Source organism: Bacillus sp. AK031, from assembly GCF_053903065.1.
The window spans coordinates 1070285-1083607 of sequence record NZ_CP096424.1 but is presented as its reverse complement, the minus strand read 5'-3'; the positions used below and the strand labels follow the sequence as shown (position 1 = coordinate 1083607).

The 13323-nt window shown below is 41.7% G+C and carries 15 protein-coding genes and 1 riboswitch; of the genes, 1 reads left to right on the top strand and 14 read right to left on the bottom strand.

Features of this window, described 5'->3' with window-relative positions; genetic code table 11:
- From M1E09_RS05395 to M1E09_RS05345, 11 genes are all read right to left on the bottom strand, one after another.
- Positions 1 to 510: a metallophosphoesterase gene (locus M1E09_RS05395; RefSeq protein WP_456273832.1), complete on the bottom strand. Its 510-nt coding sequence runs from the start codon at positions 508 to 510 to the stop codon at positions 1 to 3.
- Complete coding sequence (locus tag M1E09_RS05390; protein ID WP_456274907.1) at positions 507 to 1055, bottom strand: XTP/dITP diphosphatase; 549 nt, start codon at positions 1053 to 1055, stop codon at positions 507 to 509. Before M1E09_RS05390 ends, M1E09_RS05395 begins: the two co-directional genes overlap by 4 nt.
- A 206-nt stretch (positions 1056 to 1261) precedes the next feature.
- Complete coding sequence (locus M1E09_RS05385; protein WP_456273831.1) at positions 1262 to 2341, bottom strand: GerMN domain-containing protein; 1080 nt, start codon at positions 2339 to 2341, stop codon at positions 1262 to 1264.
- Between the two features lie 216 nt (positions 2342 to 2557).
- Positions 2558 to 3358 (bottom strand): glutamate racemase, encoded by an 801-nt coding sequence (racE, locus tag M1E09_RS05380; RefSeq protein ID WP_456273830.1) that lies wholly within the window; start codon positions 3356 to 3358, stop codon positions 2558 to 2560.
- Positions 3359 to 3374: 16 nt separating this feature from the next.
- Positions 3375 to 3815, bottom strand: a complete 441-nt coding sequence (locus M1E09_RS05375) for a MarR family winged helix-turn-helix transcriptional regulator (protein ID WP_456273829.1) — start codon at positions 3813 to 3815, stop codon at positions 3375 to 3377.
- Between the two features lie 219 nt (positions 3816 to 4034).
- The gene (locus tag M1E09_RS05370; RefSeq protein ID WP_006838260.1) at positions 4035 to 4259 is read right to left on the bottom strand and encodes a helix-turn-helix domain-containing protein; all 225 of its coding nucleotides are present in this window, start codon (positions 4257 to 4259) and stop codon (positions 4035 to 4037) included.
- A 194-nt stretch (positions 4260 to 4453) separates the two neighbouring features.
- Complete coding sequence (locus M1E09_RS05365) at positions 4454 to 4921, bottom strand: acyl-CoA thioesterase (RefSeq protein ID WP_456273828.1); 468 nt, start codon at positions 4919 to 4921, stop codon at positions 4454 to 4456.
- Between the two features lie 159 nt (positions 4922 to 5080).
- Positions 5081 to 5224 carry a hypothetical protein gene (locus tag M1E09_RS05360; protein WP_456273827.1) on the bottom strand — a complete coding sequence of 48 codons (144 nt, stop codon included), beginning with the start codon at positions 5222 to 5224 and terminating at the stop codon, positions 5081 to 5083.
- 267 nt (positions 5225 to 5491) lie between these two features.
- The gene (sdhB, locus tag M1E09_RS05355) at positions 5492 to 6256 is read right to left on the bottom strand and encodes a succinate dehydrogenase iron-sulfur subunit (RefSeq protein ID WP_456273826.1); all 765 of its coding nucleotides are present in this window, start codon (positions 6254 to 6256) and stop codon (positions 5492 to 5494) included.
- A gap of 2 nt (positions 6257 to 6258) precedes the next feature.
- Positions 6259 to 8019, bottom strand: coding sequence for a succinate dehydrogenase flavoprotein subunit (sdhA, locus tag M1E09_RS05350; protein ID WP_456273825.1), 1761 nt, complete (start codon positions 8017 to 8019; stop codon positions 6259 to 6261).
- Between the two features lie 69 nt (positions 8020 to 8088).
- Positions 8089 to 8697 carry a succinate dehydrogenase cytochrome b558 subunit gene (locus tag M1E09_RS05345; protein ID WP_456273824.1) on the bottom strand — a complete coding sequence of 203 codons (609 nt, stop codon included), beginning with the start codon at positions 8695 to 8697 and terminating at the stop codon, positions 8089 to 8091.
- A 504-nt stretch (positions 8698 to 9201) separates the two neighbouring features.
- Between M1E09_RS05345 and M1E09_RS05340 the strand changes: the two genes are divergently transcribed.
- Positions 9202 to 9648, top strand: a complete 447-nt coding sequence (locus M1E09_RS05340) for a YslB family protein (RefSeq protein WP_456273823.1) — start codon at positions 9202 to 9204, stop codon at positions 9646 to 9648.
- Positions 9649 to 9687: 39 nt separating this feature from the next.
- Here the strand turns inward: M1E09_RS05340 and M1E09_RS05335 are convergent, their stop codons facing one another.
- The 3 genes from M1E09_RS05335 to M1E09_RS05325 all read right to left on the bottom strand — a co-directional run bounded on the left by M1E09_RS05335 (position 9688) and on the right by M1E09_RS05325 (position 13228).
- Complete coding sequence (locus M1E09_RS05335) at positions 9688 to 10932, bottom strand: aspartate kinase (protein ID WP_456273822.1); 1245 nt, start codon at positions 10930 to 10932, stop codon at positions 9688 to 9690.
- A gap of 157 nt (positions 10933 to 11089) precedes the next feature.
- Positions 11090 to 11268, bottom strand: a riboswitch (Lysine riboswitch).
- A 788-nt stretch (positions 11269 to 12056) separates the two neighbouring features.
- Positions 12057 to 12932, bottom strand: coding sequence for an IS3 family transposase (locus tag M1E09_RS05330; protein ID WP_456274906.1), 876 nt, complete (start codon positions 12930 to 12932; stop codon positions 12057 to 12059).
- An 11-nt stretch (positions 12933 to 12943) separates the two neighbouring features.
- On the bottom strand, positions 12944 to 13228 hold the full coding sequence (locus tag M1E09_RS05325) for a transposase (protein ID WP_456273821.1): 285 nt from the start codon (positions 13226 to 13228) through the stop codon (positions 12944 to 12946).
- Positions 13229 to 13323: the final 95 nt, after the last annotated feature.

The following is a 13323-nucleotide window of genomic DNA, read 5'->3' as shown; positions in this document are numbered from 1 at the left end:
TTATACAAAGAACTCTCGCCTTAAATCAACAACTTCTTTATGATTATGGTCCAAAAATTTCACGGTAATTGATTTTCCTATTGCCTCAATAAACGCATAAGTACGTTCTGAGCGCCCTCTCGGCAGCAAAATGCTCCCCGGATTAACGAACAGGACATCATCGATCATTTCTGCTCCAAGCTGGTGGGAATGCCCAAAAAACACCATATCAGCACTGGCTTCTCTTGCCTTATAGTGCAGGTTCATTAAAGACATCTTCACGTTAAACAAGTGTCCATGCGTTGCCATAATTTTAATGTCTTCAAACTGTTCCGTTAGGACTTCAGGGTACGAACTGTCCATATCACAATTCCCTCTAACTGCCAGATACCCTGACATCGCCGGATCACTCGACTCTAATTCTGAATCCCCGCAATGGATAAATCCATCGGCAATCCCCTGGTGTTTCTCATAGATAGACGCTATTTCAGCCTTGGATCCATGGCTGTCACTGACAATAATTAATTTCATTTACGGCCACCAGCCAAACTTGATAGATTCTCCTCGAATAGTCGTAACGCTTTTCCTCTATGGCTGATGGCACTCTTTTCATCAGATGTTAATTCAGCCATTGCTTTGCCCTTTTCTTCAACATAAAAGATAGGATCATACCCGAATCCGTTTGTTCCCTGGCGTTCAGCAAGAATTCTGCCTTCACATGCTCCTGAGTATGTCTTTGTCTTCATGTTCGGACCGGCTATTGCCAGCACACAGAAAAATCGGGCTGTGCGTTGTCCGGAAGGTACCCCATTAAGTTCAGTCAGCACCTTATCGATATTAGCCTCATCGCTTTTTTCCTCTCCTGCATATCGTGCTGAATACACCCCCGGCCTTCCGTCCAATGCATCTACAATCAGACCGGAATCATCAGCAATCACAATTTCATTCAATGCTGCAGCGGCTTCTTCCGCTTTTAATACCGCATTCTCTTCAAAGGTCTCTCCTGTTTCTTCGATCTCCGGAAAATCAGGAAGATCCAATAATGTAAGAACTTCATATCCTTTCGGAGACAGCATCCGCTCAAACTCTTTTGCTTTCCCTCTATTCTTAGTAGCAATAATAATCTTCTTGCCCACTTCATCCACCTCGTTTAGCAATATATGTATAGTCAACCTGCCGTTACCGAAACTCCATTCACCAGCATTCATACTGACAAAAAGAGAAGAGGCAGTTTAAGCTGCCTCTCACCTTAATTACCTATAGTATATCAAAAATCACCTTATTAAAAACCAATTGTATTTACATTTTCAGGACGGGTTACCGGTTCACTCAGCGTTTCTCCTTTATCATTCACCAGTTCACCTTCACCATTGACCATTACAGCCACACTTTCTATTCCATCCTGTTCTGTAAGCGAGAGAACAAGTGAATTCATAAAGTGTTCAGACACAATTTTTTCTTCAAAACTGCCATAGACCCCTTCATTGAAGTTAAGAGTTACTGTCTTATCTTTTACAGTCGGTTCATCAAGCAGGGCTACACCTGTAAAATCGCTGAGAAGGTTCTTTTGATATCCTGGTCCTTCCACAAGCTGCTGTACAACTGCCTCAATTTTGTTATCGATTTTATTGCTGACCCTTTTGGTAACCGGCACATAATAGGTATTGTCACCTTTTTGAGAAACAAAATAGACGGTTACAGGATGAGTGTCTGTCAAATCAGTAATCCCTGAAGTATCTACGTTAATGCCGACTTTTCTGGTAAGGCCTTTTTCGTCAATAGGAGTGCCTCCTACTGGCATTTCAGTCAGCTCATAGCCATTCACGCGAAGCTCTACCTTTTCAACTGACTCGAATTGAGTCAAAGTCCAGGTAACCGCCTGAAGGATTTTCAGTTCATCTTCCGGCTGATAATTCTGAAACTCACTTGAAAAATCAGCAATTGCTGTTCCATCCTTAATATTAACGCTGACCTGTGTACCTGCTGGAAGAACTGACCTGAATCCATTTGGCAGCATCTGCTCAACAGGGCCGTCTTTTACAAGGTATTCTAATGATTGTTTTGCAATACTTTCCGTATTAGGCAGTGCCAGGGTTTGTGAGACGACGTAGCCGTTTGAATCTATCAAGTATAATTCAGTCATCACACTTGCTGCTTCTTCTTCTGTAGATGTGGAGGAAGTCACTTCTCCTTCGCTGTTTTCAGTTGCAACATCTACCTTTTCACCTTCTTCTAAATATGATACATCTCCTGGCGGATCGATTTTAGCTTTTTCTCCGCCACCCAGCAATCCGCACCCAGACAGGTAAACGGATGAAGTTAACACAGTAAGTACAATTGCAGCCTTTGTTTTCTTTGACATAGGGGAACCCTCCTCAGACAGTTTGTACTATATGTATACGAGCCCTTTTCAGATTTAGACCGAAAAAATGATAGAATTTTTTGGTCTTCTTTTTTTCCTATGAAACAATTTGGATTATTAGCTCATATTAAGTGGACTAAAAAGGGGGGCAATGCCGTCATCAGCAACCAACAACTGTTTGTGAAGTGCCGAAATAAAAAACCATCCAACCAGGAATCACTTCCCGAGCAGGATGGTTTGGGTTTCTATGTTATTCAATTGCAGCCAGTCTTGGGCAATTTTTGAGAACATTCCTGTTGAACCTGTTGTAAAAAAAGAATGCTCGGGTTTGCTTCTGCTTTTGTTTAACATCCCCTGGTAGTCAAGGATTGCACTGACTTCCCGGGCTGTTTCATCACCAGAATTTATCACGGTTACTTTTGGCCCCACAACATCTTGTATGATTTTCTGAAGCAAAGGATAGTGGGTGCACCCCAGAATCAAAGTGTCAATTGGTTCATTTTTCACAGAGGCCAGTGTTTCAGTGACAATTTCGACAGCCCACCTGCTTTCATATTCTGCACTTTCCACAAGCGGCACAAATTTAGGGCAGGCCAGCGATGTCACTTCAATCGTATCATTAATGGAATGAATCGCTTTATCATATGCTTTACTATTCACCGTTCCAACTGTCCCTAAAACACCTATTCTGCCATTTTCACTGTGTTTCAGGGCCGCACGGGCACCCGGCTGAATAACGCCTATGACAGGTACAGGGAGCATGTCCTGAAGCTCTTCCAAAACCACCGCTGTCGCTGTATTACATGCTATGACAAGCATTTTGATATTATAATTCATCAGGCAGGCCGCCATTTCCCAAGTGAACTTCTTGACCTCTTCTGCCGATCTTGGTCCGTATGGGCACCTGGCCGTATCTCCTAAATAATAAATCGTCTCGTTGGGAAGCTGGCGCATGACCTCTTTAGCCACCGTCAGCCCTCCAACTCCCGAGTCAATTATTCCTATAGGCTGATTCACAAATCTCCCTCATTTTTCATTTCATTTCTTGATGCAGTTTAGATAGATTAGCGTTCAGTGTTTTGATTTCGTCCGGCGAGAAATCTTTCAGGACCTCCTGTAAGTACTGCTGGCGTTTCTCAATTACCTCTTCAATGATTCTTTCCCCTTCTTGAAGAAGGTGAATCCTTACCACGCGGCGGTCCTTACTGTCTTTCACTCTTTCGACCAATTCCGTTTTCTCCATTCTGTCCACAAGGTCCGTTGTAGTGCTGCAGGCCAGAAACATTTTATTGGATAGTTCGCCGATCGTCATATCCCCAGCCTCAAAAAGCCATTGCAAAGCTACAAATTGTGGAGGTGTAATTGAATATTGGCTTAATATTTCTCTTCCTTTTTGCTTAATAATTGATGATATGTAACGCAGGTCTTTTTCAATATCTGCAAAGATTTCCATATCAGGCGATTTATTGTTCATTGCATGCCACTCCCTATCAATACCTTTTCGTACATAGCTATATACATAGCATTGTCGCCTTTTTTTCGACATTTTTCAAGTAACTTTTACAAGGTAATTTCTAATTGCCCTTATTATTGCTGATTTCGCCATAATATTCTCTGACTTTTCCAGCCGCGAAAATGAAGGAAAACCCGCTTATAATTAAAACCGGCTGTCCTCTCAGGCAGCCGGTAATTTTTAAAGCTTGAGTTCCCCCATGCGAAGAAGCTCTACAACAGCTTGAGAACGCCCCTTCACTCCAAGCTTTTGCATGGCGTTGGAAATATGGTTCCGAACTGTCTTCTCACTGATGAAAAGTTCACCAGCGATCTCTTTAGTCGTTTTGTCCTGGACTAACAGCTCGAATACTTCTTTTTCTCTTTTGGTAAGCAACGGTTTGTGTGTAAATTCATTGTCCTTCAATTATGGTAACCCTCCTTGCCTTCGCCAGCTTTAAACCGCGGGGATGGGTATTGTCGGTCGTCACGATATCATATGTGAAGCATTGGTTTAGAGTGACATAGAGGAGGCTTTAAATAACAAAATAGGCAAGGTTATTTTTTTATCTGCAGACATTGGGTTTCCCACGATCCATCACTCAGTTACCGGCCGTCATCTTAAGTACTTTTGGACATGCTGATGCGGTTTGTCATTTTAGATCTCATTTCTTCCGTCCAAGGTACTCCCTTTCCTGTCTTTTTTGAAATTTGCACCATCGTTCCTCTGCCTGTAAAGCAAACTCTATCACGTTCATCCATTCCCATATAATGAAGGTCGACCGAAGAAGATCCAACCTTATTCGCATTAACAAATACCCTTATTGTCTGATCGAAAAATACTTGCCGCAGAAAATCACATTGAAGATCGGCTACAACTGGAATCGTTTCATGATCAGGCCGTACCCAATCCTGCATAAAGCCCTTGCTTTTAAAAAATTCAATCCTTGCTTCTTCAAAATAAGTGAATGGAACTGTATTGTTTAAATGGCCAAACATATCCGTTTCAGAAAATCTGACTTTAATGTCAATATTAAAGTCAAATTGATCTTTCCACTGTTCCATATTTTCAATATATGTAATTCTCATATTTTTGCGCCTCCTGTACTTGTTATAAGTTCTTTTCTTCATCTCTTGATGAAATGAATGAATGTTCATTCTTTTCTTACTATTATATATTTTTATGGTTTAAGAAGAAAGGATTTTTGGGTTGGTTCCTGGATTAAGTTGGAATAGATGCATTTTCATCTACTGTTTTTGGCTATTCACTATTGGACGAGAGGTGTCATTTTCGATTGCCCTCGGTTTCTTGTCTTCGCTTCCCAAGCGAGGGACATCATTTTCGTTTTCCCCCAGGCTCATGTCCTTCGCTTCCCAAGCGAGGGGCATCATTTTCGTTTTCCCCCAGGTTCATGTCCTTCGCCTCCCATGCGAGGGACATCATTTTCGTTTTCCCCCAGGTTCATGCCCTTCGCTCCCCAAGCGAGGGGCATCATTTTCGTTTTCCCCCAGGTTCATGCCCTTCGCCTCTCAAGCGAGGGACATGATTTTCGTTTTCCCCCAGGTTCATGTCCTTCGCTTGCCAGAGAGCCGTAAAACAGACAAAAATTACAAAAAAAACCGCAAGCTCTATAGCCTGCGGGTGTTGGATCTTTAAAATCAAACCATATTGTCGCTTCCGAAGAAGTTCTTGAACATTTGGAAAGATGTATCACGGTTAAGCGCCGCGATGGAAGTTGTCAATGGAATCCCTTTAGGGCAAGACTGTACACAGTTCTGTGAGTTACCACAGTTCGCAAGTCCACCGTCTCCCATGATTGTTTCCAGACGCTCGTCTTTATTCATTGCACCAGTTGGATGGGCATTGAATAAGCGGACTTGGGATAATGGAGCAGGTCCGATGAAGTCTGATTTAGAGTTCACATTCGGACAAGCTTCAAGACATACACCGCAAGTCATACATTTAGAAAGTTCGTAAGCCCATTGACGCTTTTTCTCAGGCATACGAGGCCCAGGTCCAAGGTCATAAGTTCCATCGATTGGCACCCATGCTTTAACCTTTTTCAATGAATCAAACATTCTGCTGCGGTCAACAATCAGATCACGCACAACAGGGAATGTCTTCATTGGAGCCAAACGGATTGGCTGTTCAAGCTTGTCGACTAGAGCCGTACAAGATTGACGCGGCTTTCCGTTGATGACCATTGAGCATGCTCCGCAAACTTCCTCCAGGCAGTTCATGTCCCAATTGATTGGAGTGGTTTTTTCACCTTTTACATTTACAGGATTTCTGCGAATTTCCATCAGGGCAGAAATGACGTTCATGTTCGGGCGGTAACCAAGCTCGAATTCTTCTGTATATGGTTCAGTGTCAGGGCCGTCTTGACGAGTAATGATAAAGCGGACTGTTTTATTTTCACTCATCTTTATTTACCCCCTTTTTTCTTAGTATAGTCACGTTTACGCGGCGGGATTAAAGACGTATCCACCTCTTCATAGTGGAATTCAGGCGTATTGGTTTCAGCATTGTATTTTGCCATTGTCGTCTTCAGGAAGTCCTCATCATTACGATCAGGGAAATCCGGTTTATAATGCGCACCGCGGCTTTCATCACGATTTAGGGCTCCGATTGTGATAACACGTGCAAGCTGAAGCATGTTGCCAAGCTGGCGAGTGAACATCGCACCCTGGTTGCTCCATTTTTGAGTATCGTTGATATTGATGTTTTTGTAACGCTCCATCAACTCAAGGATCTTTGCATCTGTTTCTTTAAGCTTATCATTGTAACGAACAACCGTTACGTTATCAGTCATCCATTCACCAAGCTCTTTATGAATGACATATGCATTTTCAGTTCCGTCCATTGAAAGGATTTCATTCCATTTTTCTTCTTCCTGTTGAACATAACGCTCAAATAATGAAGAAGGAAGCTCATCCACGCTCTTCTCAAGACCATTCATGTACTTGATTGCGTTAGGCCCCGCTACCATACCGCCATAGATGGCAGACAGCAGGGAGTTTGCTCCAAGTCGGTTACCGCCGTGCTGTGAATAATCACATTCTCCAGCAGCGAATAATCCTGGAATATTTGTCATTTGATCATAATCTACCCACAGGCCACCCATAGAATAGTGAACGGCAGGGAAAATTTTCATAGGGACCTTACGAGGGTCATCACCCATGAACTTCTCATAGATTTCAATGATACCGCCAAGCTTGATATCAAGCTCTTTAGGATCCTTATGTGAAAGGTCAAGGTATACCATGTTTTCTCCGTTGATACCGAGCTTTTGGTTAACGCAGACATCGAAAATTTCACGTGTTGCGATATCACGCGGTACAAGGTTTCCGTATGCAGGATATTTCTCCTCAAGGAAATACCAAGGTTTACCGTCTTTATAAGTCCAGACACGTCCGCCTTCTCCACGAGCCGATTCACTCATGAGGCGAAGCTTATCGTCTCCCGGAATAGCCGTTGGGTGAATTTGGATGAATTCTCCGTTTGCATAGTATGCACCCTGCTGATAAACGATTGATGCAGCAGAACCTGTATTGATAACAGAGTTCGTGGATTTACCGAAGATAATTCCAGGTCCCCCTGTTGCCATGATGACTGCATCTGCAGGGAATGATTTGATTTCCATTGTTTTCAGGTCTTGTGCTACGATTCCGCGGGCAACCCCTTCATCATCGACCATGACACCAAGGAATTCCCATCCTTCGTATTTGTTTACGAGCCCCGCAACCTCATGGCGGCGCACTTGCTCATCAAGAGCATATAAAAGCTGCTGTCCAGTCGTTGCACCCGCAAAAGCTGTACGGTGATGCTGAGTTCCTCCAAAACGGCGGAAGTCCAAAAGTCCTTCCGGCGTACGGTTGAACATTACGCCCATACGGTCAAGCAAGTGAATGATCCCAGGCGCAGCCTCTGTCATTGCCTTAACAGGAGGCTGGTTCGCAAGGAAGTCTCCTCCGTATACCGTATCATCAAAGTGTTCCCAAGGAGAATCTCCTTCCCCTTTAGTGTTTACTGCACCATTAATGCCGCCTTGTGCACATACTGAGTGAGAACGCTTAACAGGCACTAATGAAAATAAATCTACTGGCGCTCCTGCTTCTGCTGCTTTTATTGTAGCCATCAAGCCGGCCAAACCGCCGCCGACAACGATGATTTTTCCTTTACTCATCGAGACTCACTCCTTTTCCTACGAAAATACCAATATCCAGTCTAGTATTATTTAAAATTGAATTAAGAATTAAACGAAAGCGTATAATGCTCTGATTCCAACGATGGATAGAGCAACGAAAATACCGATTGTAACATAAGTAGCGATTACTTGGGAACGAGGAGAAACTGTAATTCCCCAGCTCACAAGGAAAGACCACAATCCGTTAGCAAAGTGGAAGATAGTAGAGATAACTCCGATAATATAGAAGCCCATCATAAACGGATTAGATAGAATATTTTCCATCATTTGAAAATTAACTTCAGATCCGAATGCAGCCGCTACCCTTGTTTCCCATACGTGCCACGTGATGAAGATCAGCGTGATCACACCAGATATACGCTGAAGCAAGAACATCCAGTTACGGAAATAACCGTATTTACTTACATTGTTCTTTGCTGTAAAGGCTATATATAAACCATAAATAGCATGAAACAACAATGGAAGAAAGATGATAAATGTTTCAAGTACGATCCGGAAAGGTAAACTCTCCATAAAGTGTGCAGCACTGTTAAATGCTTCTTCTCCGCGCGTAGCAAAGTGGTTGACTACTAAATGTTGAATTAAGAATATCCCTACTGGAATAACACCTAGTAATGAATGAAGCCTGCGATAATTAAACTCACGATTTCCAGCCATGATATACCCCCCTTAGTGATGAAAAAATGCATGTAAAAGAACTTGCCAATAATATTTAAGGTATAAACCTTCTGCAAATTTTCATATTATAACAAAAATGTGACATGTCCATTTTACTCCCATGTTAGTAAAGCGTCAAGAAAACGTATACATAAAATTAGGTGATAGCGCAAAAATATTTTTAATATATTGATAATACTCTCAGACCTGAAAAACAGAGTCATACGGGAGATAAATGTACTGTCTGCCAACAAAAGCTGCAGGGTGAATAGTCACAAACATTATGTCGATAAAACATTCCATCTATACATTTTTTATATAATCAATTTATATTTTGCATCCTTCATGTTTTAATAGATTAATAACAGAGTTTACGGACTGGAAAAAATTCTAACCCAATACCCATTGAATGAATAACTAAGTGAAACTGTGGAAAATAATCAGATAGATAACTCTCTTATCAGTTCCTGAATAATGAGAGCCTTATAGAAAGAGGGGATTACTTTGGATAGCAGCAAAGAGAAGATAGCAGGGAAAATGGAAACCGTTCCTTTATTTGGATATGAGCTAATGAGGGATATTCTGCTGCCTGAAATTCTTGGAAAACATACAACCGATATTCTATACTGGGGCGGAAAAAGCCTGGCACGAAAGTTTCCGCTGGTTTCATTTGAAGAAATGGAAGCATTCTGCCTTGAAGCCGGATGGGGTAAGCTTGACCTAACGGATGAAAAAAAAGCTGAGCAAATCTATACATTATCCGGACCGTTCATTGAAAGAAGGCTGGCATTGAAGACTGATATTTCCTTCAAAATGGAAGCAGGCTTTCTCGCGGAACAGGTACAGAATCAAAAGAAAGCTGTCACAGAAGCGGCTGAAGAAATTCATAAGAGATCGAAGACAGTCAAAATTATTGTACGGACTGATTTAAAAGATACGATTGAACCTTAAAAAAGCTTCCCTGTTATCCGGCAGGGAAGCCCCTTTTTATTAACGTGCCGAAACCTTTTCGGGCACATCTGACTTATCCAGATTAAACTCTGAATGCAGAACCTCGGCTGCTTTAAGCATTAGTTCTTCATCTACGACAGCAGACACTTTGATCTCCGATGTACTGACCATCTTGATCGGAATTTCATTACTAGCCAGAACTTCAAACATTTGGGCAGCTACCCCCGGGTTGGAAATCATGCCGGAACCGACGATGGACACCTTGGCCAGACCGCTCTCGTGTTCTATGCTGCTGAAACCAAGTGAATCTTTATTGTTCTGCAATACCTCCATCGCGTCTTCCAAATCACCTTTTTTAATGGAAAACGATAAGTTAATGCTTCCTGTTTCAGTTTTACTCTGAATGATAATATCAACATTGATATGATGTTTGGCAAGAGTAGAGAATATGGAAGAAAGGCTGGTTATTTCATTTTGCAGCCCCAGTACTGTCATTCTGATGATTTCCTCTTCAAAAGCGACTCCACGCACAATCAATCCTTTTTCCATAGATACTTCCTCCTCAATAATCGTGCCTTTCTCTTTTTCCATACTGGACCTTACTTCCAGAGGGACACCGTAATTCTTTGCAAATTCGACAGCTCGCGGATGCAGTACTCCCGCACCGAGATTAGCCAGTTCAAGCATCTCATCATAAGCTACTGATGCAAGTTTCCTGGCATTCTTCACATAACGTGGATCTGAAGTGTACACTCCATCCACATCTGTATAAATATCACATCTGTCTGCTCCCAAAGCGGCAGCAAGAGCAACTGCTGTAGTATCGGACCCTCCGCGGCCCAATGTGGTGATTTCCCCACCCTCTGCAAGTCCCTGGAAACCAGCCACTACCACAATCCGGTTTTCTTCCAGGTTCTTCTTGATCCGGTCGGTATTGATATTTGTAATCCGGGCATTCCCGTGTATGTTCTCGGTCTCAAGTCCAGCCTGCCAGCCTGTCATGGAGACAGCTTCATATCCTGTATCCAAAAGAGCCATTGAAAGCAGTGATATTGTTATCTGTTCACCTGTTGTCAGGATCATATCCATTTCCCGTTTGCTCGGCTTTGATGAAGCTTGATAGGCTAAATCAACGAGCCCATCTGTCGTTTTTCCCATTGCCGACACAACGACGACTACATCATTGCCTCTGTCCCTCTCTTCTCTAACCCGGCCGGCAACATTTTTGATTCTTTCAATATCTCCGACAGAGGTACCTCCAAACTTTTGAACAATCAGTCCCACATTCTCGTCCTCATTTCCTATCTGGTTTTGGTCATTTCCATTACGCTAAGTAAAGAATCAGTTCAAGAATAACGGCCTATTTCAAAAAACAACCTCATTAAAAAAGGCAATGAGAAATATCTCATTGCCTGTGAAAACGCAAACTTATGCAGGTTCCACGTGAGATAGCTCTCCAAGACTGTTAATCTTGACAATCCTGCATCTATTAAATACAGAACCAGAGAAAACAGCCATGAGCCTGTCTCCACTTCGGCGGATCCCCCTTTCAAAGCCTGTCTTAAGAGCTCATACTCCTCGAAGCTTGTACTGATGGAATTCCGCACCTCTACCACCACTTGTATAAAAGTGATAATTTTTATAAAATTTTCATTCATTTTAACACATATTAAAAATCGTGACAATTATAAGATTTTCTATTTCGTTTAATTCTTTCACTTGCCAACGAGGTAATGGGCTTACTTGGATAAGATGCATAATATACAAAGACATTCCAGGCTCTTATAATGTGTTTAGGCTATAATCATTCCATAATAAAAGGTAAATCCTGCTATAATACAATGTTTAGGCATTAATCATACCACTATAAAAGCTATTTCCCGCTGTAATACCATGTTTAGCCATTAATCATACCATTATAAAAGCTATTCCCCGCTGTAATACCTTGTTTAGCCATTAATCATACCATTATAAAAGCTGATTCCCGCTATAATACCTTGTTTAGCCATTAATCATACCATTATAAAAGCTATTTCCCGCTATAATACCTTGTTTAGCCATTAATCATACCATTATAAAAGCTATTTCCCGCTATAATACCTTGTTTAGCCATTAATCATACCATTATAAAAGCTGATCTCCGCTGTAATACCATGTTTAGCCATTAATCATACCATTATAAAAGCTATTCCCCGCTGTAATACCATGTTTAGCCATTAATCATACCATTATAAAAGCTATTCCCCGCTGTAATACCATGTTTAGCCATTAATCTGGACTTCTGTCAAGAAAATGGGCAATCTAAAAAGGTATTTTGTAACCCTTAATGGCTACCGCACTTCGTTTGGTGGGCCTGAGTAATGAGTGATTCAATTTTGAATCACTCATTACTCAGGCAAATGGTACATTTATGAGATTTTTTCTAAGGAATCCTGTTGGTATTTTCTTTCAAAGTTGTTAGGGGAACAATAGCCCAAAGTGGAATGTTTCCGCTTCTCATTATACCGGGCAGAGATATAGAAATTAATGGCCTTGGCAGCCTGTTCCCTTGTGTCAAAACGGAATCGGTAGATTAGCTCCTTCTTAATGGTGGCGTGGAAGGATTCAATACAAGCATTGTCGTATGGATCTCCTTTCCGGCTCATACTTATTTGAATGTCTCTTTCCTTTAAACAATCGATGTAGTCATTCGAACAATACTGGGATCCACGGTCGGAATGGTGAATGAGTCCTTCTTCAGGATTCCTTGAATCTAAAGCCATTTTTAAAGCATCCAGGGTTAGTTCCTTTTTCATTGTCTTTCCATGGCTCCAACCCACAATTTTTCTTGAGAATAAGTCCATGATTGATGACAGATAAAGCCAGCCTTCAAGTGTCCAGACATACGTTATATCGGCGACCCACACCTTGTTTGGTGTATCGACAGTAAATTCTCGATTCACCACGTTTGGATATAGAGGCAGAGAGTGATTGGAATCCGTCGTAACCACAAACTTCGTTTCTGGAATGGCTCTCAGTCCAAGTTCCTGCATGTAACGCGCAACTGTCTTCAAGGAAACCGTATAGTTCCACTCAACTAAATCATCATGTACTCTGGGGCTTCCATAAGTCCCCAGGCTTTCATGATAGGACTTACTAATTTTCTGAAGCAATTCCTTCTTGCGTTTTTCTCTTTCCGTCTCGCCAATGGCCTGTCTTTCCAGCCATTTATAGAAGCCGCTAGATGATACCTTCAACACTTCACACATCTTCACTACCGTATGTTCATCTCTATGGGCTTCAATAAACTCGAACTTTACTCGGTTTTTTTCGTGAAGATGTGCATGGCCTTTTTTAGGATCTCATTCTCCTCCTGTAGGGCTTTCATCTCTTTTTCATGTTGCTTTTTTAGCTTCTCAAACTCAGAAGGCGTAACATAGTCATGCTTACTGTTCTTAGCTTGTTTATACTTTTGTACCCATTTAGTCATCGTGGTGTAGGGGATCTCCAGCTCATAAGCTACCTCTGACGCTTTTCTTCCTTCCTCCACGACCATTTTACATACATACTCTTTATATTCGGATGAATAATGTTTTCCCATGTGAACACGTCCTTATAAATGATAGTTATATTCTAACTCACTACCTTTTTCTTGTGTCCACTTTTTAGACTAACTTAAAATCATACCATTATAAA